The organism is Intrasporangium sp. (assembly GCF_039812505.1).
Classification (GTDB): domain Bacteria; phylum Actinomycetota; class Actinomycetes; order Actinomycetales; family Dermatophilaceae; genus Intrasporangium_A.
The window spans coordinates 22,075-47,759 of record NZ_JBDIAQ010000010.1; the positions used below are offsets into that span (position 1 = coordinate 22,075).

Genomic DNA, 25,685 nt, shown 5'->3' on the forward strand with positions numbered 1-25,685 from the left:
GACATCACTGAATCACCCACAGCGCTCCGAGGATGGCGACGATGCCCGCGAGCATCGTCAGGGCATAGGACCGGACGAAGCCGTTCTGGATCTTGCGCATCCGCTCCGCCCAGCCGCCGATGAAGGCCGCCAGCCCGCCGGCTGCGCCGTCGATGCCCTCGCCGTCGGCGAAGACGAGCGATCTGGTCAGGTGGATCCCGGGACGCATCAGCAGCGCCTCGTTGACCTGGTCCTGGTAGAGGTCCACCCGGGCCGCCCGGGTCAGCGCGTTGCCGGTCGGAGCCACGGTGGGCACCTCTTCGGCCAGGTAGCGCCGCCACGCCCAGCCGCCGCCGACGAGGACGAAGACCAGGGTCACCGCGATGATCACCGGCACCGGCAGCACCGGGTGGTGCTCCTCGACCGCGCCGGTGATCGGCTCGAGCCAGGTGGAGAAGGCACCGGTCGGGCCCAGGATCAGACCCATGAAGGCGGACCCGAGCGCGAGCACGATCATCGGGACGGTCATCGAGGCGGGCGCCTCGTGCGGGTGCACGTCGTCGGTCCAGCGCCGCTTCCCGTGGAAGGTCATGAAGAACAGCCGCGACATGTAGAACGCGGTGATCCCGGCGCCGATCAGCGCGGCCAGGCCGAAGACCCACGGCCGCCATCCCTCGCCGACGAACGCGGACTCGATGATCTTGTCCTTGCTCCAGAACCCGGCGAAGGGTGGGATGCCGATGATGGCCAGCCAGCCGGCCCCGAAGGTGAGCCAGGTGATCTTCATGACGGCGGACAGGCCGCCGAACCGGCGCATGTCGACCTGGTCGTTCATGCCGTGCATGACCGACCCGGACCCGAGGAACAGCCCGGCCTTGAAGAAGCCGTGGGTGATCAGGTGGAAGATCGCGAAGGCGTAGCCGATCGGTCCGAGGCCGGCGGCCAGCATCATGTAGCCGATCTGCGACATCGTCGAGGCGGCCAGCGCCTTCTTGATGTCGTCCTTGGCGCAGCCGACGATCGCCCCGAAGAGCAGGGTGATCGCGCCGACGATGACCACGAGCAGCTGCGCCGTCGGCGAGGCCTCGAAGACCGGTCCGGAGCGCACGATCAGGTAGACACCGGCGGTGACCATGGTCGCGGCATGGATGAGCGCGGACACCGGGGTGGGGCCGGCCATCGCGTCGCCGAGCCAGCTCTGCAGCGGGAACTGTGCCGACTTGCCGCAGGCGGCCAGCAGCAGCATCAGCCCGGCCGCCGTCATGAACCCCTGGTTGATCCCCTGCAGCCCGGCCACTCCGGCGTTCACCGTGGCGAAGTCGAGGGAGCCGAAGTGGAAGAACATGATGAACATCGCGACCGAGAGGCCGAAGTCGCCGACGCGGTTGGCGAAGAACGACTTGTTGGCCGCGGTGGAGTAGGCCGGGTTCATGTTCCAGAAGCCGATCAGCAGCCAGGAGGCCAGACCGACGCACTCCCAGCCCATGTAGAGCACGAGGTAGTTGTCGGCCAGCACGAGCAGCAGCATGGAGGCGACGAAGAAGTTCAGGTAGGCGAAGAAGCGTCGCCGGTCCGTGTCCTGCGCCATGTACCCGATCGAGTACACGTGGATGAGTGAGCCCACGAAGGTCACCAGCAGCACGAAGGCCATCGACAGCGGGTCGACGAGCAGGTTCAGGTTGGCGGTGAACGAACCGGCCACCACCCACTCGTAGACCGGCACGGCCCACCCGCGGTCCCCCGGCGCCTGGGCATACATCATGAAGAACAGGATCAGCCCGACGACGAACCCGCCCCAGGACAGCAGGGTGGCCAGGTAGGGCCCCCACCGGTCGGTGCGGCGGGCCCCGAGGAGCAGGATCGCGGTGCCCAGCAACGGCAGGGCGACCAGCAGCCACGCGTATGACGCGAAGCCGGTCGCCGCTTGTGCCTCGCCTTCGCGCGTGGCGAGGCCGGCGGCATACGTGCCGGCCGAACTGAGCAGGCTGGGGAGAGCAGTTGGCATGCCTGGAGCTCCTTACAGCTTCAGCAGGTTGGCATCGTCGACGGATGCCGACCGGCGGGCCCGGAAGATCGCCATGATGATGGCGAGCCCGACGACCACCTCGGCCGCGGCGACGACCATCACGAACAGGGCCATCACCTGCCCGTCGAGATCGCCGTGCATCCGGGAGAAGGTGACGAGGGACAGGTTCGCGGCGTTGAGCATCAGCTCGACACCCATGAAGACGATGATCGCGTTGCGCCGCACGAGCACGGTGACGCCGCCGATGGCGAACAGCAGCATCGACAGGTAGATGTAGTGGACCAGGCTCACTTCGTGTCTCCCTCCGCGATCTCCCGCTCGATGTGGCGTTCGACGTCCCGAAAGCCGTCGGCCCGGGCGACCTGGTCGCGAGCGACCAGTACCCGCGAGACCGACTTGGGCTCGGGCCGCCCGTCCGGCAGCAGCGCCGGCGTGTCGACCGCGTTGTGCCGGGCGTAGACCCCGGGCGCGGGCAGGCCGGCCACGGCCCGATTCTCCCTGACCCGGCGCGCTGCCCACGCGGCCTGTGTCTGCCGCGGCAGGATCCGCTCCCGGTGGGCCAGCACCATCGCCCCGAGCGCCGCCGTGATCAGCAGCGCGGAGGTCACCTCGAAGACCCAGACGTACTGGCCGAAGATCTTCTCCGCGATGCCGGTCACGTTGCCGGTCGCGTCGTTGTTGGCCACCAGGCGGTCCATGCCGGCCTGCATCGACTTCTCGTCGAAACTGACCTGCGCCAGGGTGAAGAAGAGCACCCCGGCCAGTCCGATGGTGAAGATGAACGACCACCACCGCTGGCCCTTGATGGTCTCGACGAGGGACTCGGACGAGTCGACGCCGATGAGCATGATGACGAACAGGAAGATCATCATGACCGCGCCGGTGTAGACGAAGATCTGGATGACGCCGAGGAAGTCCGCCTTCTGGATCAGGTAGATGACCCCGAGGGTGACCATGGTCAGCGCCATGCCCAGCGCCGCGTGCACCGCCTTGCGCGCGAAGACCAGACCGAGAGCGCCGAAGGTGGCCACGGCCGCGAGGACCCAGAAGGCGACGGCCTCAGCGGTGCTGGTCACTGGCTCATCTCCTCGTCCATGCGGGCGTTCCGGGCCTGGACGTAGGCGCGCTGCGCGTCCGTGGGGCCGGTGACCTTGCCGCGGTAGTAGTCCTTGTCCTCCATGCCGTCGGCCATCGGGAACGGCGGCTGGAGCATGCCCTCGTGGACCGGAGCGAGCAGCTCGTCCTTGGTGAAGATGAGCTTGGCCCGGTCGTTGTCGGCGAGCTCGTAGAAGTTCGTCATCGTCAGGGCACGGGTCGGGCAGGCCTCGATGCAGTAGCCGCAGAAGATGCACCGCAGGTAGTTGATCTGGTAGACGCGGCCGTAGCGCTCCCCCGGCGAGAACCGGCCGGTGCCGCCCGGGCTGTCGTCGTTGTCGGCCCCCTCGACGAGGATCGCGTCGGCCGGGCAGGCCCAGGCGCACAGCTCGCAGCCGACGCACTTCTCGAGCCCGTCCGGGTGCCGGTTCAGCTGGTGGCGCCCGTGGAAGCGGGGCGCAGTGCGGCGTGGCTTCTCCGGGTACTCCTCGGTGGCGACCTTGCGGAACATCGTCGCGAACGACACGCCGAAGCCCGCGACGGGCGCCAGCAGGTCGGCCCAGAAGGCCGGGGGCCGGCCGAACCCGCTGTCGGAGCCGCTGGGCAGTGCCTTCGACGCGCCGTCCTGCGGCAGCCCGCCGGCGCTGGTGTCGTCAGCCATGGTCCTCCTCCTTGACGGCGGTGACGGTCCCACCCGTCACGACGGACTGTCCGCTCGAGCCGCCCGCGGTGAGCGCCACGCTCGGCTCGCGCAGCCGCTGACCGGGCAGGGGCGGGACGGGGTAGCCCCCGGCGAACGGGTCGATCTCCTCGGGCGGGGCGACCCGCTGGGCCGCCAGGCGTGCCTCGCGGCGGCCGTCCCAGATCCAGGCGACGGCCAGGGCGATGACCGCCACGACCGCGATGATGACCAGCGTCGAGTTGTTGAAGCCGAGCGGGCCGATCGAGACGGTCCCCTCGCCCAGGAAGCCGAGCTGCGCGCCGCGGATGAACGCGACCGCGATGACCCACGCGAGGGTGATCGGGATGAGGACCTTCCAGCCGAACCGCATGAACTGGTCGTACCGGGTGCGCGGCAGGGTGCCGCGCAGCCACACGTAGCCCCAGATGAACAGCCACATCTTGAGGGTGAGCCAGAAGATGCCCCACCAGCCGTGGTTGAACATCCCGTCGTTGATGGCCGAGATCAAGGGCGGGGCCTGCCAGCCCCCGAGGAACATCGTCGTGGCGAGCGCCGAGACGGTGAACATGTTGATGTACTCGCCGAGGAAGAACATCGCGAAGCGCATCGACGAGTACTCGGTGTGGAACCCGCCGGTCAGCTCCCCCTCGCCCTCGGCCAGGTCGAACGGGAGCCGGTTGGTCTCGCCGACCATCGTGACGACGTAGACGGCGAAGCTGAAGAAGGCGGGCAGGATGTACCAGAGCGAGCTCTGCGCGGTGACGATCTGCGAGGTCGACATCGACCCGCTGAACAGGAACACCACCACCAGCGACAGGCCCATCGCGATCTCGTAGGAGATGACCTGGGCGGTCGAGCGCAGCCCGCCGATCAGCGGGTAGGTCGAGCCCGAGCTCCAGCCGGCCAGGATGATCCCGTAGACGCCGACGGACGCGATGGCCAGCACGAGCAGGACCGCGACCGGCACGTCGGTCACCTGCAGCGGGGTGCGGTGCCCGAACATCCACACCTCGGGCCCGAAGGGGATGATCGCGAAGGCGACGAACGCCATGGTGCCGGCGATCAGCGGGGCGAGCAGGTAGACGATCTTGTCGGCCTGCGTCGGGGTGATGTCCTCCTTGAGCATGAGCTTGGCACCGTCGGCGAGCGTCTGCAGGATCCCGAAGGGGCCGTTGCGGTTCGGGCCGGGGCGCTGCTGCATCCGGCCGATGACGCGACGCTCGAACCAGATGACCAGCAGGGTCGACAGCAGCAGGTAGACGAAGACGACCACGGCCTTGATCAGGGCGATCCACCACGGCGTGTCGCTGAAGTCCGCCGACGGGTTCTCGGTCGCGGGCAGCGTGCTGAGCAGCCCGTATGCCGCTGAGCTGAGGGTCATGCGACACCACCCTTCGTGACGGTGACGTGCTCGCCCGCCCGCGCCCCGAGGTCGCGGTAGACCGAGCAGCCCCTGGAGTTGGTCGGCAGCCACACCACGCCCTCGACCATGTCGTCGGTGACGACGGCCGGGACGCTCACGGCCCCGGCCGGGCCGGTGACGGTCACGGTGTCGCCGTCGGCGAGGCCGAGCCAGGTGGCCGCCCCAGGCGAGAGCCGGGCGACGGTGCGCGGCGCGGTGCCGGCGAGGAACGGCTCGCCGTCCTGCATGCGGCCGGCGTCCAGCAGCGTGGCCCACGTGGCGAGGACGAACTCGCCGGCACCGGCCGGGGCGACCGGCGCGGCGGACGTGGCCGGGGCGGGCGCACGTCGGCCGGTCCACGGACCGAGCGCCTCGAACTGGGCCTGGACCTCGCCGTGCGTGCGGGTCTGCAGGAAGTGCCCCATCTCGCTGGCGAGCATGTCGAGCGCGCGGTAGTCGCTCACGGCGTTCGAGGACAGGGCCCGCTCGAACGGCCGGACGCGCCCCTCCCAGTCGACGAAGCTGCCGGCCTTGTGGGCGTGCGGCGCCACCGGCAGGACCACGTCGGCGACGGCAGTGACCGGCGACTCGCGCAGCTCGAGCGACACCACGAAGGCGCGCTCCAGGGCGGCGGCGGCCTCGGGCAGCCCGAGGTCGAGCGGGTCGACGCCGCCGACGACGAGCGCGTCGAGGCCGCCGTCGGCCGCCGCCGCGATGATCCGGGCCGTGTCGCGACCGGGTGTCTCGGGCAGCGAGTCGGTGTCCCAGACCGCGGCGACCTCGGCGCGCGCGGCCGGGTCGGCGACCGGGCGACCACCGGGCAGCAGGTGGCCGATGGCCCCGACCTCCAGGGCGCCCCGCTCGCCGGCGCGGCGCGGCACCCAGGCGAGCCGGGCCCCCTTGGCGGCGGCGAGCTCGGCCGCGGCGGTGAGGGCGCCGGGGACCTGGGCGAGGCGCTCCCCGACCAGCACGATCCCGCCCTCGGCGAGCGCCTCGTCGGCGGCCCGGCCGGCCGCGGTGGCGGACCCGAGGTTGCGCAGGGTGTCGGTCTCGTGACCCGGGGCGGTCGGCACGACGGTGCCACCCATCTTCTTCAGGCCGCGGGACCGGAACGGGGCCAACGAGAAGACCCGGGTGCGGTGCTTGCGGAACGCCTTGCGCAGCCGCAGGAAGACGATCGGGGACTCGTCCTCGGGCTCGAAGCCGACGAGCAGGACGGCTGTCGCCTGCTCGAGGTCGGCGTAGGTGACGCCGGTCGTGCCGGCGCCGCCGGTCGAGGGACCGGTGCCGACGACGTGCTGGGCCAGGAAGCCGGCCTCCTCGACCGTCGCCGGCCGGGCCCGGAAGTCGACGTCGTTGGTGCCGAGCACGACGCGGGCGAACTTGCCGTAGGCGTAGGCGTCCTCGGCGCTGACCCGCCCGCCCACGAGCACCGCGGCCCGTGCGCCGGTAAGGCCTGCGCCGGCGGCGGCGAGCGCCTCCGGCCAGCCGACCACGCGCAGCTCACCGTCGTCGCCGCGCACCATGGGCAGCTCGATCCGGTCGGGCTGGGTGGCGTAGGTGAACGCCCAGCGCCCCTTGTCGCAGTTCCATTCCTCGTTGACCTCGGGCGTGTCGAAGCCCATCCGGCGCAGCACGACGCCGCGCCGGTGGTCGGTGCGGATGCCGCAGCCGCTGGCGCAGTGCTCGCAGACGCTGGAGGTCGACACCAGGTCGAAGGGCCGCGAGCGGAAGCGGTAGGCCGACCCGGTCAGCGCGCCGACGGGGCAGATCTGCACGGTGTTGCCGGAGAAGTAGCTCTCGAAGGGCTTCTCCTCGTAGATGCTGACCTGCTGCAGACCGCCACGCTCGGCCAGGACGATGAACGGGTCGCCGGCGATCTCGTCGGCGAACCGGGTGCAGCGCGTGCAGAGGATGCAGCGGTCGCGGTCGAGCAGGATCTGCGAGGAGATGTTGATCGGCTTCGGGTAGGTGCGCTTGACGTCCTCGTAGCGAGAGTCGGGGCGGCCGTTGCTCATCGCCTGGTTCTGCAGCGGGCACTCGCCGCCCTTGTCGCACACCGGGCAGTCGAGCGGGTGGTTGACCAGCAGGAACTCGATGTTGCCGTGCTGCGCCTTGTCGGCCACCACGGAGGTGTTCTGGGTGTTGACCACCATGCCCGGCGAGACCGTCATCGTGCACGACGCCTGCGGTTTGGGCATCGGGCGCGGGGTGCCCTCGCGGTCGGGCAGCGCGACGTCCACGAGGCACTGGCGGCACGCCCCGATCGGGTCGAGCAGCGGGTGGTCGCAGAAGCGCGGGATCTCGATCCCGATCTGCTCCGCGGCCCGGATGACCAGGGTGCCCTTGGGCACGGTGACCGGCACGCCGTCGATCGTCAGGCTGACGCCGTCGGGGTTCTTCGGGGGCTGCCCGCCGCCGGCGGTGGTTGAGGTCGTGGTGGTGGTCATGTGGTCACCATCCCGCTCGACTCCTTCGTGTCACGGACCGGGAAGAGCACGGACTTCTCCGGTGGGAACAGCTCGGCGGCGGGGGTGTGCGTGCCCGCCTCGAACTCCTCGCGGAACTGCTTGATCCCCGACGTGACGGGCATCGTCGCCGCGTCGCCGAGCGCGCAGAACGCCCGGCCGAGGATGTTCTCGCACATGTCGAGCAGCTTGTCGACGTCGTCGGGGGTGCCCCTGCCGTGCTCGAGGCGCGTCATGATCTGGCGCAGCCAGTAGGTCCCCTCGCGGCACGGGGTGCACTTGCCGCACGACTCGTGCTGGTAGAACTCCGTCCACCGGGCGACGGCACGCACGACCGAGACGGTCTCGTCGAAGACCTGCAGGGCCCGGGTGCCGAGCATCGACCCGGCTGCGGCGACGGAGTCGAAGTCGAGCGGGATGTCCAGGTGCTCCTCGGTCAGGATCGGCGTCGAGGACCCGCCGGGGGTCCAGAACTTCAGCCGGTGCCCGTTGCGGATCCCGCCCGCGAGCTCGAGCAGCTCGCGCATGGTGATGCCGAGCGGCGCCTCGAACTGGCCGGGGTGGGCGACGTGGCCGGACAGGCTGAAGATGCCGAACCCGGTGGACTTCTCGGTGCCCATGCTCTTGAACCAGTCGGCACCGTGCCGGATGATGCCGGCCACCGAGGCGATCGACTCGACGTTGTTGACCGACGTCGGCCGGGCGTACAGACCCTGGGCGCCGGGGAACGGCGGCTTGCTGCGCGGCTGCCCGCGACGACCCTCGAGCGAGTCGAGCAGCGCGGTCTCCTCGCCGCACTCGTAGGCGCCGGCGCCGGCGTGCACGACGATGTCGAGCGTGACGCCGCTGCCCAGCACGTCGCGCCCGAGGTATCCGGCGGCCCGGGCCTCGGCCACCGCCGACAGGAGCCGGCGGTAGACGTGCACGACCTCGCCGCGCAGGTAGATGAAGGCCTTCTCGCAGCCGATCGCGTAGGAGCCGATGGCCGCACCCTCGACCAGCTCGTGCGGGTTGGCCATCATCAGCGGGATGTCCTTGCAGGTGCCCGGCTCCGACTCGTCGGCGTTGACGACGAGGTAGCGCGGCCCGCCGTCGGGCGGGGACATGAACGACCACTTCAGGCCCGTCGGGAAGCCGGCGCCACCGCGCCCGCGGATGCTCGAGTCCTTGACCTCGGCCAGCACCTCCTCCGGCTTCATGGTCAGGGCCCTGCGCAGGGCCCGGTAGCCGTCGTGCTGCTCGTACGTCGCCAGCTTCCACGACTCCGGGGCGTCCCAGAAGCGGGTCAGGATGGGGGTCAGCGTGTCGGTCACTTGGGCTTCTCCTTCCCATCAGGGGCCGGCCCGGGGTCGGCAGCGTCGTCACCCGGCGCGCGCCAGCCGCGTTCCTTGGCGATGCCGAGGCCGAGCAGCGAGGCGGGTCCCGCGCCGACGCCCTCGTCGGCCCGTCCGTCGTTGAAGCCGGCCAGGACGCGGGAGATCTCCTTGAAGGTGCAGACGTGGTGCGCCCCGCGGGTCGGCACGACGTCCTTGCCGGCGCGCAGGTCGTCGACGAGCGCAGTGGCCGACTCGGGCGTCTGGTTGTCGAAGAACTCCCAGTTCGTCATGATGACGGGCGCGTAGTCGCAGCCCGCGTTGCACTCGATGCGCTCGAGGGTGATCTTGCCGTCCGGTGTCGTCTCGTCGTGCCCGACCCCGAGGTGCTCGGAGAGCCGCTCGAAGATCAGGTCGCCGCCCATGACGGCGCAGAGCGTGTTGGTGCAGACCCCGACCGTGTACTCGCCGTTGGGGTGGCGCTTGTACTGGGTGTAGTAGGTCGCGACGGCGCTGATCTCGGCGGTCGTGAGGTCGAGCAGCTCGGCGCAGAGCCGGATGCCCCGGCCCGTGACGTACCCGTCGACGGACTGGACCAGGTGCAGCAGCGGCAGCAGCGCCGAACGCGCCACGGGGTAGCGGGCGATGATCACCGCCGCGTCCGCGCGCAGCCGCTCGAGGACGTCGGGCTCGTACGGCTTCTTGCTCTCCGCGTCGACGTGCAGGTAGCCCGCCTGCTGCGTCATGTGCAGCGACCAGGTCTCTCCGTAGCCGTACTCACTCATCGGTCCACGCCTCCCATCACGGGGTCGAGCGAGGCCACCGCGACGATGACGTCGGCGACCTGGCCGCCCTCGCACAGCGCGGCCACGGCCTGCAGGTTGTTGAAGCTCGGGTCACGGAAGTGGGCCCGGTAGGGTCGGGTGCCGCCCTGCGAGACGACGTGGCAGCCGAGCTCGCCCTTGGCGGACTCGACCGCCTGGTAGGCCTGGCCCGGCGGGACCCGGAAGCCCTCGGTGACGAGCTTGAAGTGGTGGATCAGCGCCTCCATCGAGTCGCCCATGATCTCGCGGATGTGGTCGAGGCTGTTGCCGTAGCCGTCGGGACCGAGGGCGAGCTGGGCCGGCCAGCCGATCTTCTTGTCGGCCACCATGACCGGACCCGGGTTGTCCTGGAGCCGGTCGGCGCACTGGGCGATGATCCGCAGCGACTCGTACATCTCGTCGAGGCGGATCCGCAGCCGGCCGTAGGCGTCGGCGGTGGTCCGGGTGATGACGTCGAAGTCGTAGGTCTCGTAGCCGCAGTACGGGGCGCTGCGGCGCAGGTCGTGGGGCAGACCCGTGGCACGCAGCACCGGCCCGGTCATGCCGAGGGCCATGCAGCCGGCGAGGTCGAGCACGCCGATGCCGACCATGCGGCCCTTGACGATCGGGTTCTCGTTGAGCAGGTCCTCGAGCTCCTTGATGCCTTGGCGGACCTGCGGGATCATCTCGCGGATCGCGTCGATCGTGCCGGGCGGCAGGTCGGCGACCACTCCGCCGGGGCGGATGTAGGCGTTGTTCATGCGCAGGCCGGTGACCATCTCGATGATCCGCATGAGCCGCTCGCGCTCCCGGAAGCCGACCGTCATGACGGTCGTGGCGCCCATCTCCATGCCGCTCGTGCCGAGCCCGACCAGGTGCGAGCTGATCCGGGTCAGCTCCATCATCAGCACACGGATGACGCTGGCCCGCTCCGGGATGTCGTCGGTGACCCCGAGCAGCTTCTCGATGCCGAGGCAGAAGGCCGCCTCCTGGAACATCGGGGTCAGGTAGTCCATCCGGGTGCAGAACGTCACGCCCTGCGTCCAGGTGCGGAACTCCATGTTCTTCTCGATGCCGGTGTGCAGGTAGCCGATGCCCGCCCGGGCCTCGGTCACCGTCTCGCCGTCGAGCTCGAGGATCAGCCGCAGCACGCCGTGGGTCGAGGGGTGCTGGGGCCCCATGTTGACCACGATGCGCTCCTCGTGCAGCGAGGTGGCCTCGTCGACCAGGTCGTCCCAGTCACCCCCTTCGACGTTGAAGACCTTGGCGCCCTCGGCCAGCTGCTCGTCGAGGGGGCTGGTGGCGTACGGGTCGGTGGTGTTGGTGCTCATCAGTTGTACGACCTCCGCTGGTCCGGCGCCGGGACCGTCGCGCCCTTGTACTCGACGGGGATGCCGCCGAGCGGGTAGTCCTTGCGCTGGGGGTGGCCCGGCCAGTCGTCGGGCATCAGGATGCGGGTCAGCGACGGGTGGCCGTCGAAGATGACCCCGAACATGTCCCACACCTCGCGCTCGTGCCAGTCGTTGCCGGGGTAGACCGAGACGATGGACGGGATGTGCGGGTCGGCGTCGGGGCAGCTGACCTCGACGCGCAGCCGCCTCGTGCCGTGGGTGATCGAGGCGAAGTGGTAGACGGCATGCAGCTCCGCGCCGGACATGTCCGGGTAGTGCACGCCGCAGACGCCGGCGCAGAACTCGAAGCGCAGCGCAGGGTCGTCGCGCAGCACCCGGGCGACCGCGAGCAGGTGCTCGCGCCGGACGTGCAGGGTCAGCTCGCCCCGGTCGACCACGACGCTCCCGACGGCCTCGTCGAACGGGGCGCTGCCACCGACGAGGGCCCGCTCGAGCTCGTCGGCGACCTCGTCGAAGTAGGAGCCGTACGGGCGGGGCGCGGACCCCGGGAAGAGGATCGGCTTGCTCAGCCCGCCGTAACCGGAGGTGTCGCCGCCGAGCGAGGGACCCCACATGCCGTGGCGCACCCCGACGACCTCGGGCTCGCCCGCCTCGCCGGCGCGGGCCCGGTCCAGCGCGTCGATGTCGGCGGCGGTCAGGCCGGTGCCGGCGGTGCCCTCCGCCCGCTGCGAGGACGACGGCGGCTTCGGGGTCTCGGGAGGCGGGTTGACACTCATGCCAGCAGCCCCTTCATCTCGTGGGTCGGCGTCGCGCGCAGCGCCGCCTCCTCCGCGGCCCGCGCCGCGGCCTCGCGCTGCACGCCGAGGTGCGAGCTCTGGATCTGCTTGTGCAGCTCGATGATCGAGTTGAGCAGCATCTGCGGGCGGGGTGGGCACCCGGGCAGGTAGATGTCGACCGGGACGACGTGGTCGACGCCCTGCACGATCGCGTAGTTGTTGAACATCCCGCCCGAGCTGGCGCAGACGCCCATCGCGATGACCCACTTGGGGTCGGACATCTGGTCGTAGACCTGGCGCAGCACCGGGGCCATCTTCTGGCTGACCCGGCCCGCGACGATCATCAGGTCGGCCTGGCGCGGCGTGGCCGCGAAGCGCTCCATCCCGAAGCGGGCGATGTCGTAGTCGGGGGTGCCGACCGCCATCATCTCGATGGCGCAGCAGGCCAGGCCGAACGTCGCCGGCCACATCGACGCCTTGCGGACCCACCCGGCCGCGAGCTCGAGAGTGGTGAGCATGAAGCCGGCCGGCAGCTTCTCTTCCAGACCCATGTTTTCTCCTTCAGTCCCAGTCCACTCAGTCCCAGTCGAGCCCGCCGCGGCGCCACACGTAGGCGTAGGCGATGAACACGGTGAGGATGAACAGGACCACCTCGACGAGGGCGAACAGTCCCAGCTTGTTGAACGCGACCGCGAACGGATAGAGGAACACCGACTCGATGTCGAACACGATGAACAGCATCGCGGTCAGGTAGTACTTGATCGGGACCCGCCCACCCCCGGCGGCCTGGGGCGAGGGCTGGATGCCGCACTCGTAGGCCTCGAGCTTGGCGCGGTTGTAGCGCTTGGGCCCGACGACGAGGGAGGTGAACACCGACAGCGCGGCGAAACCGAACCCGAGCGCCAGCATGAACAACACGGGTACGTAAGGGGCGTTGCTCATCCTTGCTCACTTCCCTTTCGGTCGGCCAAGAGGCGTGGCGCCCCCATCCTAGGGGCGGGCCCCCCAAACGTCTTGACGGGCACGCGGGTCTCCTCTCAGGCCATTGGCGCCAGTCGCGCGAGCGTGTTGATGATCCGGTCACCCGCTCCCTTGCCCGCGGGCTCGGAGAGGTTGGCCATCAGCTTCAACAGGAACTTCATGAGGGTCGTGCGCGGCAGGCCGTACCTGGTCGCCAGGCGCATCACCTCGGGCCGGCCGATGAGCGCGGCGAAGTGGCGCCCGAGGGTGTAGTAGCCCCCGAGCTCCAGCTTCAGCCTGGTGTTGTAGGACTGCAGCACCCGCTCGCGGCCGGCTGCGTCGGCCCGCGCGAAGGCGTGGGCCATCACCTCCGCGGCGACGCGGCCGGACTCCATCGCGTAGGCGATGCCCTCGCCGTTGAACGGGTTGACCATGCCGCCGGAGTCACCGACGAGCAGCAGCCCGTCGGCGTAGTGGGGCTGGCGGTTGAAGCCCATCGGCAGGGCCGCGCCCCGGATCGGCCCGGTCATCGTCTCGTCGGTCATGGTCCAGTCGCCCGGCATCGCGCCCACCCAGCGACGCAGGACGTCCTTGTAGTCGACGTTGCCGAACGCCTTGGAGGTGTTGAGGATCCCGAGCCCGACGTTGGACCGGCCGTCGCCGACGCCGAAGATCCACCCGTAGCCCGGCAGCAGGACCTGCTTGCCGGAGGGGTCCTTGGCCCACAGCTCGAGCCACGACTCGAGGTAGTCGTCGCTGGTCCGCGGGCTCGTGTAGTAGGTGCGCACCGCGACGCCCATCGGCCGGTCGACGCGCTTCTCGCGGCCCATCGCCAGCGAGAGCCGAGAGCTGTTGCCGTCGGCGGCGACCACGAGCGGCGCCCGGAACTCGTGGCGCCGACCGGTCGGGCGACCGCGCTCGTCGACCGACCTGGCGGTGACCCCGACGATCCGGCCGGCCGCATCGGTGACCGGGCCGGTGACGTTGCAGCCCTCGAGCAGGCGCGCGCCGTTCTTGACGGCGTGCTGGGCCAGGACCTCGTCGAAGTCATGGCGGGTGCGCACCAGGCCGTACGGCGGGAACGCGCTGCTCTCGGGCCAGTCCAGCTGCAGCCGCATGCCGGCGCCGATGATGCGCAGCCCCTTGTTGCGGATCCAGCCCTCCTCCACCGGGGTGGGCACGCCGAGGTTGATCAGCTCACGCACCGCCCGTGGGGTCAGGCCGTCACCGCAGACCTTCTCGCGCGGGAAGAACGTCTTCTCGAGCAGCAGCACGTCGACCCCGGCCATCCCGAGGTAGGCGGCCGTCGCCGAGCCCCCGGGCCCGGCACCGACGACGATGACGTCGGCCGTGGTCGAGGCGGCACCCGACACGCTCATGCTGGCGGCTCCTGGACTCGAGATGGCCTTGTGAAGTCCTTCACGAACTGGTTTCGCCGAGCCTACCCCGTGCGTCCCGTCGCGTCAGGTCAGGGTGTCCTAACCTGTCGGGCGAGCCGGCCCGTCCGGTCGTCGGCGGCCCGCCCGACGGCGGGCGGACCGGTCGACCACCCGGCAGACCGCGCGAACCCCCGGGAGGCAGGTGGGCGGCATACGGCCGATCATTCGGGCGCGACCGCGGTGTGCAGCGCCACGATCCCGCCGGAGAGGTTGCGCCACCCGACCTGCGACCAGCCGGCCTGCTCGATCATGGCCGCGAGGGCGGGCTGGTCCGGCCAGGCCCGGATCGACTCGGCGAGGTAGACGTAGGACTCGGGGTTGGAGGAGGTGCGGCGCGCGACGGACGGCAGCAGCCGCATGAGGTACTCGGTGTAGACCGTCCGGAACGCCCGGCTGACCGGCCGGCTGAACTCGCACACGACGAGGCGCCCGCCGACTCTCGTAACCCGCCGGAGCTCACGCAGCGCCGCGCCGGTGTCCTGGACGTTGCGCAGGCCGAAGCTGGTGGTCACGACGTCGAAGCCGGCGTCGGCGAACGGCAGGCAGAGCGCGTCGGCGGCCGTGAAGGCCATGTCGGGGCGACGGCGGCGCCCGACCCGGAGCATGCCGAGCGAGAAGTCGACCGGCACGACCTCGATGTCCTGGTCGGCCCACGGCTCGCTCGAGGTACCCGTACCGGCCGCGACGTCGAGGACGCGCTCCCCGCGCCGGGCCGCGACGGCCCTGACCACGGCGCGTCGCCAGCGCCGGTCCTGCCCGAGCGAGAGGACGTCGTTGGTCACGTCGTACTTCTCGGCGACGGTGTCGAACATCGACGCGACGTCGACGGCCTGCTTGTCGAGCTGGGCACGGGTCATGCGGCCATCCTCGCACCACGCCAGGGTCGGGCCCGGCCACGAGCGGACTGCCGCCCCCGCGCAGTGCGGGTGGCCCGCCCCGCGCGGCGGGCCCGCCCCGCGCGGCGCACCCACGACCCGCGGGACCGGGCACCGTAGAGTTTGGCTCGATGTCCACCCTCCCCACCCCCGCCGCCGTCCCGACGCTCGTGGTGCGCACGGTCCCCGTCGACACCGCCGCGCCGCTGCTGCACCTGATCCCGGCGGGGCTGCCCGTCGAGCAGTGCGCCTCGTGGGTGCGTCGTGGTGAGGGCATCGTCGGCTGGGGCTGCGCGCTGCGTTGCGAGACCCGGGGGGCCACCCGGTTCCGGGAGGCGCAGGACTGGTGGGATGCCGTCCGCGCGCACGCGGTCGTGCGTGACGAGGTCGGCACGTCCGGGTCCGGCCTGGTGTGCTTCGGGTCCTTCCCGTTCGCCGACGACTCGGCCGAGGCCGCCTGCCTGCTCGTGCCGGAGGTCGTCGTGGGGCGCCGCGACGGCCGGACGTTCCTGACCTCCATCACGACCCGGCCCGAGCTCTCGCCGCTCATCGCCCCGCCGCCCGCCGCGGCCCCTGCGGCGCCGCGCGGGGTCGCCTTCTCCGACGGGGCCCTGACCCCCACCGAGTACGCCACCACCGTCGCGCGGGCCGTCGAGCGGATCAACGCGGGCGAGGTCGACAAGGTCGTGCTGGCCCGCGACCTCGTCGTGACGGCGGCCGACCCGATCGACCCCCGCTGGCTGCTGCGGCGCCTGGCGGAGGACTACGAGAACACCTGGGTCTTCGCCGTGGCCGGCCTCACCGGCGCCACCCCCGAGCTGCTGGTGCGGCGCGACCACGGCCTGGTCACCAGCCGCGTCCTCGCGGGGACCATCCGCCGCACCGGCGACGACGCGAAGGACCTGGCGCTCGCCGCCTCGCTGGCCAGGTCGTCGAAGGACCTGGAGGAGCACGAGTACGCGGTGCGCTCGGTCGCGGAGTCGCTGGCCCCGCACTGCTCGTCGATGAACGTGCCCGAGTCGCCGTTCGTGCTGCACCTGCCCAACGTCATGCACCTGGCGACCGACGTCGCCGCGGTGGCCGCCAACGGCGCGACCTCCCTGGCGCTGGCCGCCGCGCTCCACCCGTCGGCGGCCGTCGGCGGGACGCCCACCGCCGACGCCGTGCGGATCATCGGGGAGCTGGAGGGGATGGACCGCGCCTGTTATGCGGGACCGGTCGGCTGGATGGACGCGGCGGGCGACGGTGCGTGGGGAATCGCCTTGCGCTGCGGGGCGATCGACGTCGACGACCCACGCCAGATCCGGATCTTCGCCGGCTGCGGGATCGTGGCCGGCTCCGACCCGGAGGACGAGGTGGCCGAGTCCGTCGCGAAGCTGGTCCCGATGCGCGATGCCCTGACGGGCTCCTGAGATGAGTGCCCGGCCGACGGCGGCCCGGCTGGCCCGGGCGGTGCTGCAGCAGCTGTGGCTGGCCGGGGTCCGCGCGGTCGCCCTGTCGCCCGGCTCGCGCTCCGCCCCCCTCGCGATCGCCCTGTATGCCGCCGAGCGGGCCGGGGACCTGCGGCTGCACGTGCGCGTCGACGAGAGGTCCGCCGGCTTCCTGGCCCTCGGTCTCGCCCTGGGCTCGGGGGCGCCGGTGGCGGTCGTCACGACCTCCGGCACCGCGGTGGGCAACCTGCTCCCAGCGGTCATGGAGGCCCACCACGCGGGCCGGCGCGTCGTGGTGCTGAGCGCCGACCGGCCCGCGCGGCTGCGCGGCACCGGAGCCAACCAGACCACCCGGCAGGCGGGGATCTTCGGCTCCTTCGCCCCCTGCCACGACCTGGCCCAGGACGCCCCGGACGCGGTGGTGGCCGAGGCGGTCACCGCGGCGGTCCGGGCCTTCGGGCCGACCCAGCTCAACCTCCAGTTCGACGGGGACCTGCTTCCCTCCAGCGCCGAGCCGGACACGTGGTGGACCCGTCCGACCGCGCAGCGCCCGCCCGCGGACGGGGTGCTCGGTCTCGGGCGCGCCGGTGTCGCGACCGGTCCGGCCGGACCCGCCGGGGCCGCCGTGCGCTCCGGCCCGTACCCGGTCCCGGGGGGTGAGGTGCTGCCCGAGGGGCCACGCACGGTGGTCGTGGCGGGTGACGACGCCGGCCCGCAGGCCCGGCTGCTCGCCGAGGCGGGCAGCTGGCCGCTGCTTGCCGAGCCGACCTCCGGCGCACGGACCGGGGACCGGGCGCTGCGCACCTACCGGCTGCTGCTGGCCACGCCGTTGCGCGACGAGGTCCAGCGGGTCGTCGTCGTGGGCCACCCGACGCTCTCGCGACCGGTGATGGGCCTGATCGGCGACCCCGGGCTCGAGGTGCTCGCGGTGCGCGGCAGGTCCGGCGTGGCGACCGACCCGGGACGGGTCGCGCGACATCTCGACGTGGTCCCGACCGCCGCGACGGCCGACCCACCGGGCTGGTTCGAGCGCTGGAAGCGGGCCGACGGGCGGCTGGCCGCACGCATCGACGAGGAGCAGGACCGGACCCGCCCGACCGGCCTGACCACCGCCCGCGTGGTCGCCGCGGCCGTCGGGCCGGCGACGACCCTGGTGGTGGGCTCGTCGAGCCCGGGACGCGACCTCGACGTCATGGCCGATCCCTGGCCGCCGCGGGAGCACCGCTTCGTGGTGGGCAACCGGGGCCTGGCCGGCATCGACGGGACGACCTCGACCGCCGTCGGGGTCGCCCTCGGCCGGTCCGGGGCGACCCGGTCGCTGGCGCTGATGGGCGACCTGACCTTCATCCACGACTCCAACGGGCTGCTCATCCCGCGGGGGGACCGGCGCCCCGCCCTGACCATCGTGGTCGTCAGCGACGACGGCGGGTCGATCTTCGCCACCCTGGAGCAGGGGGACCTGCGGTATGCCGCGGCCTTCGAGCGGGTCTTCGCGACCCCGCACGGCACGGACATCGAGGTGCTCTGCCGGGCCAGGCACACGGCATACGAGCGGGTGACGGAGCTGGACCGGCTGGCCGAGGTGCTGCGCGAGCCGCAGGCCGGGCTCAAGGTGGTCGAGGTGCCGGTGCCGCGTGAAGGGCGCCGCGCCGAGGCGGCCCGGCTGCGCCGCCTCGCCACGACGTTGCCGCTCTGAGGTGCGCGCGGCTCGGTCAGGTGGGCCGACGCAGGGGCCACGTCGCCACCCCGCCGACCTCCTGACGGGCGGCCTCGACGAGCGCGGCGTTGTCGTGGGCCTCGCGCCCGGAGGGCAGCACCAGCGTGTCCTCGAGCCCGATCCGGATCGCGTACCCGGCGGACCGCGCCCAGCGCAGCACCGGCCAGGTCCACACATCTGCCCCGTGCACGAGCACCTGGGCCGGCAGCATCCCGAGCGCCGCGAGGATCCGCTCGACGGCCCACCTCCCGGTCGAGCCGCGGCTGGTGCCGGGGACGGCCTCGACGAGGATGCGCTCGACCTGCCACGGCCAGTGGGTCGCGACGAACCGGGTGGCCGCCTGCGGCGTCCAGATGCCGGCCTCCACGGTGATTCCCCTGGTCACGAGGGTCCGGGCCAGCTCGGCGGCGCCGTCCTCGTGCCAGTTGACGCTCGCACAGTCCGGCCCGCCCAGCTCCGGACCGGGCCAGGCCTGCACGAGGGCGAGCTTCTCGTGGCTCGTGCCGGCGATGCCGTCCCGCGTCGTCACCGAGACCCGGACGCCGGGCGCCCGCTCCCGGATCGCGCCGACCGCGGCCACCACCTCGTGCGGGTCGAGGGTCTCGAGACCCCGCTCGTCGCGCGGGTGCACGTGCACCATGGCTGCGCCTGCGGTCGCGGACGACAGCGTCGCCTCCGCGAGCTGCGCCGGGGTCAGCGGCAGCCGCGGGTGGGTTCCCGGCCGCCGGCTCCCGTTGAGGCAGGCCTGGATCACGGTCGCGACTCCTCGAGCACCCGCGCGCAGCGGACCAGCCGGTCGCGCCACCACTGCTCCCGGTCCGCCGGTGCGGCCAGCGCTGCGAGCCGGTCGGGGCTGACCGGGGGCCGCCGGACCGGTAGCGCTCCCCCGGCCGGTCGCAGCGGAGCGTCGGTGACATCGCCGTCGAAGAACCCGACCGTACCCAGCCCACAGGCGAACTCGAGCGAGGGCAGCGCCGCCGCGAGCGCGGCGCCGGCGGCGATCCCGACGCTCGTGTCGAGTGCGGACGACACGACGGCGGGCAGCCCGCACTCGGCGACGACCTGCAGCGCCGCAGCGACCCCGCCGAGCGGGGCGGCCTTGACGACGACGACATCCGCTGCGCCGAGCCGCGCGACCCGGAGCGGGTCGGCCGCCTTGCGGATCGACTCGTCGGCAGCGATGCGCACGTCAATGCCCTTGTGTGCCAAGGCGGTCCGGAGCCGTCTCAGGTCCTCGACCGTGGCACAGGGCTGTTCGGCGTACTCGAGGCCGTATGGCGCCAGCCGGCACAGCGCGTCAACCGCGGTGTCGAGGTCCCACCCGCCGTTCGCGTCCACGCGGACACGTCCGCTCGCCCCCAGCGCGTCCCGGGTGGCCGCCACCCGGCAGACGTCGTCGGCGAGGCTCTGTCCGGCGTGGGCGACCTTGACCTTGGCCGTGCTGCACCCGTCGAACCGGGCCAGCACCCCGGCGACCCGATCCGGCGCCACGGCGGGGACGGTCGCGTTGACCGGGACCACGTCACGCGCGGGAGCCGGCTGGGCGGCATACGCCCAGTCGATCCCGGCCGCGAGCCAGCGGGCGGACTCGGTGTCGTCGTACTCGACGAACGGGGCGAACTCCCCCCAGCCACGCGGCCCCTCGAACAGGAGCGCCTCGCGCGTGCGCAGCCCGCGGAAGGGGACGCGCATCGGGATCGAGACGACCCGCGCGGTGGCGAGCAGGTCGTCGGTGCTGGGCAGGTCGGTCACGAGGCCATCATGACCGACGCGGCCGGCCGTCCTGCGCGCACCTTGCTCAGTGCGAGCCCGGGAAGGCCTCGTGCCGGTCACGGGTCGGGTCGGGCGCCGGCGGGTCGGCCGGGTCGGCCGGCGAGGCATCCTGCTCCCGGCGCGGGTCGGGGCAGCGGCCGCGGTGGCGCGCGCCTCCGCACGAGCGGTGGCCGGCGAACCAGATGAGGGGGAAGACGACCCAGAACCCGTGCCCGCCCGTCATCAGGACGACCGCGAGCACGACGAGCACGAGCCCTGCGGTGATGGCGTGGCGTGGGGTGAGCATCGAGACCTCCAGCGGTGATTTGCTTCCCTCACGGTACGTCGCGCGGGCTGGAGCCCCCGGGTGCGGTTGTCAGCACCTGGCCATGACATCTGTCAGTCGGTCAGCGCGGTCAGGAACACCTTGTCGAGGTCCTTGGCGTCGCGCGCCACGTAGGCCTGCCCTCCGGTGGCCTGCGAGATCTGGCGCAACGCGTTGGTGTCCGCCTTGCTGCCCAGGGCGATGCTCAGGATCCGCACCGGACGTCTCGGGTCCTTCAGCGCAGCCACCTGCTGGCGCACCTGGGCGAGCGTGGCACTGCCCGGGTCCTCGTTGCGGCCGTCGCTGATCAGCACGATCGTGTTGGACCCCTGTCGCCAGTGGGACTGGGCCGTCCGGGCCGCCGCGATGACCGTGTCGTACAGCCCGGTCGCCCCGTCGGCCTGCAGCCGCGCCACCGCCTGCTGCAACCGGTCCCGGGCGCTGACCCCGCCCACCGTGCGCGAGAGCGGGCCCGGGTCGAGCACCACCGTGTGGTCGGTGCGCCCCTCGTGCCGCGAGAACGTCCACAGCCCCACCGCGGTGCGGTCGGAGAACAGCGGCAGCGACGCTGTGATCGAGGCCTTGGCGAGGTCGAGCCGGGTCGCGTTGTCGGCTGCCGGCACCCGCTCCCTCATCGACCCGGACACGTCCAGCACGACCAGCACCGACCCGGGACGGTCCAGGGCACTCCACCGCTGCATCGTCTGGGCGACCGTGCTGACCGCCGGCGCGGCCGGCACGTACTGGGGCTCGCTGGCGATCGCGCCCTCCGCGGCCACCGGCGAGGGCGTCAGCCGTGGGGTGCGCCAGCCCGCCTGCGCGAACGCGCGGGCCGCCTGACCGGTCACCAGGAACTCGGCGAAGCGGTCCAACGCGGCCCGCTGGGCGTCGTCGACCCACGGCGCACGGACCGTGATCAGCGGCACCTGCACCGGGTCGACCCCGTCGCTGGGGTACATGGCCGCCAGCGGGATCTTCGGCCGGGAGTCGTTGAAGGCGATGACCTCCTGCTCGGTCATCGGCACCAGCGGCGCGTTCTGCAACGCCGCACCGGGGCCCTTGGCCTCGGCCTTGAGCGGCGCCAGGTCCCTGGCCGGGTTCGCGTCCAGCCCGGCCATCGCGCTGTGCGCCCCCAGCAGGGCCCGGCGCACGTCATCGACGCTCTCCGTGTCCGCGACCACCCGCTCGGTCAGGCTGACCGTCGCCTCCAGGGCCACCGCGGTCCGTAGCGGGTCGCGCCAGAGCAGCCGTACCCGGCCCCACTCCGGATGTCCTTGGGCACCCCAGCCCCGGCCGTCCTTGGCCAGCCCCAGCAACCGGTCCCAGCTGGGCTGCCGGCCCGGCCACCCCAGCGCCTGCGCCATCGGCTTGGCCGCGGCCACGACCACCGGGCTGACCGCGACGACGGGGTAGGCCCGGGGCAGCAGGGCCGACAGCTCCGGTCGCCGAGCCAGCACCTCACGCCACACCGTGCCGTCCGGCACCCACGCGGTCGGTGCCGCAGCGCCGCCCTTGGACTCCGATGCGGCCAGCAGGGTGTCCCCGAACTCCATGGCGTCGGCCGTCACCACCCGGGTGTGGGTACACCGTCCGTCGACCAGGGACGCCGTCCCGGCGTCGAAGGCCTTGGCCGCCTGCGCCACCAGCGGCGCCACCGACGCCGATGCCGTGATCGACAACGGCACCCGCTGCGGCCCGCACGCCGCGGCGGCCACCGCCTCCGACCCCGGCGTGCGGTGCGACACGGTCCACCACCCCAGGCCCAGGGCCAGGGCCACCACGACGACGAACGCCGTAGGTGTCAGGAGACGGCTCACCCGCGACACCGGTGCCCGGTGTCTGCCCCCCCGCCCCGAGGAAGATCTGTGCGTGGTATGTGCAGCGGCGTCAGAACCGCCCGGTTCGCTCCCCATGCGCAGATTCTGACAGCCCGGCGCGCCCTCGACAACGGAGGTCGACCGGATTGGTCGCTGCCGCCCGCCCCGCGGGGCGAGGCGCCGGGTGTCCCCCGGGTGCCTCAGTGCTGGTAAGTGCCCACCACGATCGCGCGTCCGAGCGTCTTGAAGGCCAGGTTGAAGCTGAGCAAGGCGTTCGAGGTGGTCGCGTCGATGCCGAGCGAGTCCTCGCCGACCGCGTGCACCACCACGTAGTACCGGTGCACCATGTCGCCCGGCGGCGGCGCGGCCCCCATGAAGGCCACCTGACCGCCGTCGTTGCGCAGCATGAAGGCACCCGGCGGCAGGCCCGCCCCACCGGCCGCCCCGGCCCCGGCCGGCACCGAGGTGACCTCGGCGGGGATGTCGACCACGGCCCAGTGCCAGAAGCCGGACGGCGTCGGCGCATCGGGGTCGAACATCGTCACCACGTAGCTTCTCGTCCCCTCCGGCGCGCCGGACCAGGTGAGCTGCGGGCTCGTGTTGCCCCCCGCCGCGACCTGGTCGTCCTTGAGGGGCCGGCCGTCGGTGACGTCTGCGCTCGTCACGGTGAACGAGGCGACCTTGGGCAACAGCTCGTAGGGATCGGGGTGCTGGGGTCGATCGAGGCTCATACCTGCACCGTAGCCGCCCGGTGCCGGCGCCAACCCACCCAGGCGGTCCGATCCGACCGAACGTCCGGCCCCTACCGGCCGAGTCGCACCTCGCGCGGGTCCGCTACCGCACAAGCGACCCGTTCGACGTGTCGTCGCGGCATGGGCGGCAGCGCGCCCAGCTCGAACCACGCCGTCTCGGTCGCCTCGTCGTCACCGGGCCGCGGCTCGCCGGAGACCCACCGGCAGCGGAACGTGTGGTCGAGGTACTGGCCCCGGTCACCGTTGACGTGCCGGATCACCTCGCCCGCGCTCACCCACACCAGCCGCTCCACCTCGGCGACGACGCAGGTCTCCTCGAGCACCTCGCGCACGGCGGCGACGTGGGGCTCCTCGCCCGGGTCGACGATCCCGGTCACCGGGGTCCACTCACCGGTGTCCGACCGGCGCAGCAGCAGCACCTCCGTGCCGTGCCCGACCTCTCGCAGCACGACCGCGGTGCACCCGGGCAACCACAGCAGGTCGTGGCCGATCATCGTGCGCAGGTGGGCGACATACGGAGGGATCGGCATACCGGCGACCCTAACGCCGCCGGCCCCTCACCCACCGATGCGGGTATGCCGCTCAGCCGGCGCCCGTGCGGGGGCGCCGCCGGGTGGTGGGACCCGCGGCCGGCGGCAGTGCGGCCGGCGGCAGTGCGGCCCGCAGCAGGGTGCACGCGGTGTGGACGGTGAGCGCGCGGGCGGCCGGCGGCTGCAGCGCGCGCACGTCGAGCAGCACGATGAAGGCCTCCCACCCGATGACCATCGCGAGCGCCGAGACCAGGTCGCCGTACTCCGTCGGGGTGAGCAGGTCCTTGGCCGGCTCGAGCGCCCACTCGATCCAGGCGATCCGGCGGAAGCCTCGCCGCGGCGTGCCGTCCGGGCTGGGGACTCCTTCGACGGTTAGCTTGACCAGCCTGCGCCCCAAGGGGAGCGACGGCTCCATCGACCGGTACAGCTCCGCGACCAGGACCGTGAGCCGTTCCTCCGGGTCGCGGGAGGTGACGCGCTCGAGGGCGTGGTCCACGTCGACGTTCATCAGCCCGACGGTGGCGTCGAGGACGAGCTGGTCGACCGTTGGGAAGTGCAGGTAGATCGTCCGGCGGGACACGTCGGCCTCCGTCGCGATCTCGGCCATCGACGGCTCCACACCGCGGGCGAGCAGGGCCATGGTCGCATCGACGATGGCGCGTCGGGTACGGCGGCGCTGGGCCGCCCTTCCGGTGGTGGGTGGGGAGGTCGTGGTCACCCTGCAAGAGTAGCCAGGCCTGCACTGAGTGCATACCAATGCACTTGACAGGGCGACTCTCTTACTTTACAACTGTGTTGTCGCTACACATCAGTGCACTACGAGGAGAACATCATGACCGAGCTGAGCCCCGAGGACCGGACCGCCGCGGCGAACGCCGCAGAGGTCGACGGCCCCGTCACCCTCATCAACGGCTTCGTCGTCGACGAGAGCCGGGACGAGGCGTTCACCGCGCTCTGGCGGCGGACCAGCGAGTACTTCGTCCGCCAGCCCGGCTTCGTCTCGCTCCGGCTGCACCGGGCGCTCAGCCCGGGTGCGCAGTTCCGGTGGGTCAACGTGGCCGGCTGGGAGTCCGAGCGCGCCTACCGCGCGGCCCATTCGACCGACGAGTTCCGCCGGGTCGTGACGGCCGCGGGCTGGCAGGCGTTCCCCAGCGTCCCCACGCTCTACGAGGTGGACACCGAGGTCGTGCCGGCCTGAGTCGTGGGACTCCGGCCGGGTCGTCGTTAGGGTCGGTCCGTGAGCACCGAGCGCGCTGCGGGCGCCCCCTCCGAGATCTTCGACCCGAGCGAGTGGGATGTCGTCCCCGGCTTCGGCTTCACCGACATCACCTACCACCGCCGTCGCACCCGCGAGGGGCGGCCACGGCCCGAGTCGGGTGTGGTGCGGGTCGCCTTCGACCGGCCCGAGGTGCTCAACGCGTTCCGCCCGCACACCGTCGACGAGCTCTACCGCGCGCTCGACCACGCCCGGATGACACCGGATGTCGGGGTCGTGCTGCTCACCGGCAACGGGCCCTCGCCGAAGGACGGCAAGTGGGCCTTCTGCTCCGGCGGCGACCAGCGGATCCGTGGTCGGTCGGGATACCAGTACGCGACCTCTGCGGACGCCGACCCGACCGCGGCCGGCGTCGACGAGGCGCGCGCCAGGGCGGCCGGCGGACGGTTGCACATCCTCGAGGTCCAACGCCTCATCCGGACGATGCCCAAGATCGTGATCGCCGTCGTCAGCGGCTGGGCCGCCGGGGGCGGGCACTCGCTGCACGTCGTGTGCGACCTGACGATCGCCTCGCGGGAGCACGCCCGGTTCAAGCAGACCGACGCCGACGTGGGCTCCTTCGACGCGGGCTACGGGTCGGCCTACCTGGCCAGGTCGGTCGGCCAGAAGCTCGCCCGCGAGATCTTCCACCTGGGCCGCACCTACACCGCCGAGGACATGCACCGGATGGGCGCGGTCAACATCGTCGCCGACCACGCCGACCTCGAGCGGGAGGCGCTGCAGGCCGCCGCCGAGATCATGGGCAAGAGCCCACAGGCCCAGCGGATGCTGAAGTTCGCCTTCAACCTGGTCGACGACGGGCTCACGGGCCAGCAGGTGTTCGCCGGCGAGGCGACGCGACTGGCCTACATGACCGACGAGGCGATCGAGGGCCGCGACCAGTTCCTGGAGAAGCGCGACCCCGACTGGACGCCCT

The 25,685-nt window shown here is 72.1% G+C and carries 25 protein-coding genes; 4 read left to right on the forward strand and 21 right to left on the reverse strand.

The annotated features are described in order from the left end of the window. Positions 1–4 precede the first annotated feature (4 nt). The 14 genes from nuoL to WMI84_RS02950 all read right to left on the reverse strand — a co-directional run bounded on the left by nuoL (position 5) and on the right by WMI84_RS02950 (position 15,152). Positions 5–1,984: an NADH-quinone oxidoreductase subunit L gene (gene nuoL / locus WMI84_RS02885; protein ID WP_347350500.1), complete on the reverse strand. Its 1,980-nt coding sequence runs from the start codon at positions 1,982–1,984 to the stop codon at positions 5–7. Between the two features lie 12 nt (positions 1,985–1,996). Beyond that, on the reverse strand, positions 1,997–2,296 hold the full coding sequence (nuoK, locus tag WMI84_RS02890; RefSeq protein WP_347350501.1) for an NADH-quinone oxidoreductase subunit NuoK: 300 nt from the start codon (positions 2,294–2,296) through the stop codon (positions 1,997–1,999). Continuing rightward, positions 2,293–3,081 (reverse strand): NADH-quinone oxidoreductase subunit J, encoded by a 789-nt coding sequence (locus WMI84_RS02895; RefSeq protein WP_347350502.1) that lies wholly within the window; start codon positions 3,079–3,081, stop codon positions 2,293–2,295. The genes nuoK and WMI84_RS02895 overlap by 4 nt, the downstream gene beginning before the upstream one ends. After that, positions 3,078–3,761 (reverse strand): NADH-quinone oxidoreductase subunit NuoI, encoded by a 684-nt coding sequence (gene nuoI / locus WMI84_RS02900; protein ID WP_347350503.1) that lies wholly within the window; start codon positions 3,759–3,761, stop codon positions 3,078–3,080. Before nuoI ends, WMI84_RS02895 begins: the two co-directional genes overlap by 4 nt. Beyond that, the gene (gene nuoH / locus WMI84_RS02905) at positions 3,754–5,163 is read right to left on the reverse strand and encodes an NADH-quinone oxidoreductase subunit NuoH (RefSeq protein WP_347350504.1); all 1,410 of its coding nucleotides are present in this window, start codon (positions 5,161–5,163) and stop codon (positions 3,754–3,756) included. The genes nuoI and nuoH overlap by 8 nt, the downstream gene beginning before the upstream one ends. After that, a complete protein-coding gene (locus WMI84_RS02910; protein ID WP_347350505.1) occupies positions 5,160–7,634 on the reverse strand; it encodes an NADH-quinone oxidoreductase subunit G in 2,475 nt (824 codons plus the stop codon). The genes nuoH and WMI84_RS02910 overlap by 4 nt, the downstream gene beginning before the upstream one ends. Continuing rightward, the gene (gene nuoF / locus WMI84_RS02915; protein ID WP_347350506.1) at positions 7,631–8,965 is read right to left on the reverse strand and encodes an NADH-quinone oxidoreductase subunit NuoF; all 1,335 of its coding nucleotides are present in this window, start codon (positions 8,963–8,965) and stop codon (positions 7,631–7,633) included. Before nuoF ends, WMI84_RS02910 begins: the two co-directional genes overlap by 4 nt. Next, on the reverse strand, positions 8,962–9,711 hold the full coding sequence (gene nuoE, locus WMI84_RS02920; RefSeq protein ID WP_347350525.1) for an NADH-quinone oxidoreductase subunit NuoE: 750 nt from the start codon (positions 9,709–9,711) through the stop codon (positions 8,962–8,964). The genes nuoF and nuoE overlap by 4 nt, the downstream gene beginning before the upstream one ends. A 35-nt stretch (positions 9,712–9,746) precedes the next feature. Continuing rightward, on the reverse strand, positions 9,747–11,099 hold the full coding sequence (locus WMI84_RS02925) for an NADH-quinone oxidoreductase subunit D (protein WP_347350507.1): 1,353 nt from the start codon (positions 11,097–11,099) through the stop codon (positions 9,747–9,749). Continuing rightward, complete coding sequence (locus tag WMI84_RS02930; RefSeq protein ID WP_347350508.1) at positions 11,099–11,896, reverse strand: NADH-quinone oxidoreductase subunit C; 798 nt, start codon at positions 11,894–11,896, stop codon at positions 11,099–11,101. The genes WMI84_RS02925 and WMI84_RS02930 overlap by 1 nt, the downstream gene beginning before the upstream one ends. After that, positions 11,893–12,447: an NADH-quinone oxidoreductase subunit B family protein gene (locus WMI84_RS02935; protein WP_347350509.1), complete on the reverse strand. Its 555-nt coding sequence runs from the start codon at positions 12,445–12,447 to the stop codon at positions 11,893–11,895. Before WMI84_RS02935 ends, WMI84_RS02930 begins: the two co-directional genes overlap by 4 nt. A gap of 25 nt (positions 12,448–12,472) precedes the next feature. Further along, entirely contained in the window at positions 12,473–12,838 is a 366-nt protein-coding gene (locus tag WMI84_RS02940; RefSeq protein WP_347350510.1) for an NADH-quinone oxidoreductase subunit A, read from the reverse strand. A gap of 95 nt (positions 12,839–12,933) precedes the next feature. Continuing rightward, positions 12,934–14,235 (reverse strand): geranylgeranyl reductase family protein, encoded by a 1,302-nt coding sequence (locus WMI84_RS02945; protein ID WP_347350511.1) that lies wholly within the window; start codon positions 14,233–14,235, stop codon positions 12,934–12,936. Between the two features lie 221 nt (positions 14,236–14,456). Beyond that, a complete protein-coding gene (locus WMI84_RS02950; protein ID WP_347350512.1) occupies positions 14,457–15,152 on the reverse strand; it encodes a demethylmenaquinone methyltransferase in 696 nt (231 codons plus the stop codon). A 149-nt stretch (positions 15,153–15,301) separates the two neighbouring features. Between WMI84_RS02950 and WMI84_RS02955 the strand changes: the two genes are divergently transcribed. After that, positions 15,302–16,582 (forward strand): isochorismate synthase, encoded by a 1,281-nt coding sequence (locus tag WMI84_RS02955; protein ID WP_347350513.1) that lies wholly within the window; start codon positions 15,302–15,304, stop codon positions 16,580–16,582. A gap of 1 nt (position 16,583) precedes the next feature. Continuing rightward, a complete protein-coding gene (menD, locus tag WMI84_RS02960) occupies positions 16,584–18,296 on the forward strand; it encodes a 2-succinyl-5-enolpyruvyl-6-hydroxy-3-cyclohexene-1-carboxylic-acid synthase (protein ID WP_347350514.1) in 1,713 nt (570 codons plus the stop codon). A 16-nt stretch (positions 18,297–18,312) separates the two neighbouring features. Here menD and WMI84_RS02965 read toward each other — a convergent pair whose 3' ends face one another. From WMI84_RS02965 to WMI84_RS02995, 7 genes are all read right to left on the reverse strand, one after another. Beyond that, positions 18,313–19,071: a 3-keto-5-aminohexanoate cleavage protein gene (locus tag WMI84_RS02965; protein ID WP_347350515.1), complete on the reverse strand. Its 759-nt coding sequence runs from the start codon at positions 19,069–19,071 to the stop codon at positions 18,313–18,315. Continuing rightward, positions 19,068–20,069, reverse strand: coding sequence for an o-succinylbenzoate synthase (locus WMI84_RS02970; RefSeq protein ID WP_347350516.1), 1,002 nt, complete (start codon positions 20,067–20,069; stop codon positions 19,068–19,070). The genes WMI84_RS02965 and WMI84_RS02970 overlap by 4 nt, the downstream gene beginning before the upstream one ends. A 46-nt stretch (positions 20,070–20,115) precedes the next feature. Beyond that, positions 20,116–20,376 carry a hypothetical protein gene (locus tag WMI84_RS02975; protein WP_347350517.1) on the reverse strand — a complete coding sequence of 87 codons (261 nt, stop codon included), beginning with the start codon at positions 20,374–20,376 and terminating at the stop codon, positions 20,116–20,118. Positions 20,377–20,468: 92 nt separating this feature from the next. Beyond that, the gene (locus tag WMI84_RS02980; RefSeq protein WP_347350518.1) at positions 20,469–22,211 is read right to left on the reverse strand and encodes a VWA domain-containing protein; all 1,743 of its coding nucleotides are present in this window, start codon (positions 22,209–22,211) and stop codon (positions 20,469–20,471) included. 200 nt (positions 22,212–22,411) lie between these two features. Next, on the reverse strand, positions 22,412–22,942 hold the full coding sequence (locus WMI84_RS02985; protein ID WP_347350519.1) for a YbhB/YbcL family Raf kinase inhibitor-like protein: 531 nt from the start codon (positions 22,940–22,942) through the stop codon (positions 22,412–22,414). Between the two features lie 71 nt (positions 22,943–23,013). Then, positions 23,014–23,493 carry an NUDIX domain-containing protein gene (locus WMI84_RS02990; protein WP_347350520.1) on the reverse strand — a complete coding sequence of 160 codons (480 nt, stop codon included), beginning with the start codon at positions 23,491–23,493 and terminating at the stop codon, positions 23,014–23,016. Between the two features lie 52 nt (positions 23,494–23,545). Further along, on the reverse strand, positions 23,546–24,211 hold the full coding sequence (locus WMI84_RS02995; RefSeq protein WP_347350521.1) for a helix-turn-helix domain-containing protein: 666 nt from the start codon (positions 24,209–24,211) through the stop codon (positions 23,546–23,548). A gap of 114 nt (positions 24,212–24,325) precedes the next feature. Between WMI84_RS02995 and WMI84_RS03000 the strand changes: the two genes are divergently transcribed. Both WMI84_RS03000 and WMI84_RS03005 read left to right on the forward strand, forming a co-directional pair. Further along, the gene (locus WMI84_RS03000; protein ID WP_347350522.1) at positions 24,326–24,691 is read left to right on the forward strand and encodes an antibiotic biosynthesis monooxygenase family protein; all 366 of its coding nucleotides are present in this window, start codon (positions 24,326–24,328) and stop codon (positions 24,689–24,691) included. A gap of 39 nt (positions 24,692–24,730) precedes the next feature. After that, positions 24,731–25,685 (forward strand): 1,4-dihydroxy-2-naphthoyl-CoA synthase (locus tag WMI84_RS03005; RefSeq protein ID WP_347350523.1); only part of this gene is annotated, 955 nt, incomplete at its 3' end.

Coding starts and splice junctions, on each gene's coding strand:
- nuoL (WP_347350500.1), bottom strand. CDS start 1,984: ATGCCAACTGCTCTCCCCAGCCTGCTCAGTTCGGCCGGCACGTATGCC.
- nuoI (WP_347350503.1), bottom strand. CDS start 3,761: ATGGCTGACGACACCAGCGCCGGCGGGCTGCCGCAGGACGGCGCGTCG.
- nuoH (WP_347350504.1), bottom strand. CDS start 5,163: ATGACCCTCAGCTCAGCGGCATACGGGCTGCTCAGCACGCTGCCCGCG.
- WMI84_RS02910 (WP_347350505.1), bottom strand. CDS start 7,634: ATGACCACCACCACGACCTCAACCACCGCCGGCGGCGGGCAGCCCCCG.
- nuoE (WP_347350525.1), bottom strand. CDS start 9,711: ATGACGCAGCAGGCGGGCTACCTGCACGTCGACGCGGAGAGCAAGAAG.
- WMI84_RS02925 (WP_347350507.1), bottom strand. CDS start 11,099: ATGAGCACCAACACCACCGACCCGTACGCCACCAGCCCCCTCGACGAG.
- WMI84_RS02930 (WP_347350508.1), bottom strand. CDS start 11,896: ATGAGTGTCAACCCGCCTCCCGAGACCCCGAAGCCGCCGTCGTCCTCG.
- WMI84_RS02935 (WP_347350509.1), bottom strand. CDS start 12,447: ATGGGTCTGGAAGAGAAGCTGCCGGCCGGCTTCATGCTCACCACTCTC.
- WMI84_RS02940 (WP_347350510.1), bottom strand. CDS start 12,838: ATGAGCAACGCCCCTTACGTACCCGTGTTGTTCATGCTGGCGCTCGGG.
- WMI84_RS02945 (WP_347350511.1), bottom strand. CDS start 14,235: ATGAGCGTGTCGGGTGCCGCCTCGACCACGGCCGACGTCATCGTCGTC.
- WMI84_RS02950 (WP_347350512.1), bottom strand. CDS start 15,152: ATGACCCGTGCCCAGCTCGACAAGCAGGCCGTCGACGTCGCGTCGATG.
- WMI84_RS02955 (WP_347350513.1), top strand. CDS start 15,302: ATGTCCACCCTCCCCACCCCCGCCGCCGTCCCGACGCTCGTGGTGCGC.
- menD (WP_347350514.1), top strand. CDS start 16,584: ATGAGTGCCCGGCCGACGGCGGCCCGGCTGGCCCGGGCGGTGCTGCAG.
- WMI84_RS02975 (WP_347350517.1), bottom strand. CDS start 20,376: ATGCTCACCCCACGCCACGCCATCACCGCAGGGCTCGTGCTCGTCGTG.
- WMI84_RS02985 (WP_347350519.1), bottom strand. CDS start 22,942: ATGAGCCTCGATCGACCCCAGCACCCCGATCCCTACGAGCTGTTGCCC.
- WMI84_RS02990 (WP_347350520.1), bottom strand. CDS start 23,493: ATGCCGATCCCTCCGTATGTCGCCCACCTGCGCACGATGATCGGCCAC.
- WMI84_RS03000 (WP_347350522.1), top strand. CDS start 24,326: ATGACCGAGCTGAGCCCCGAGGACCGGACCGCCGCGGCGAACGCCGCA.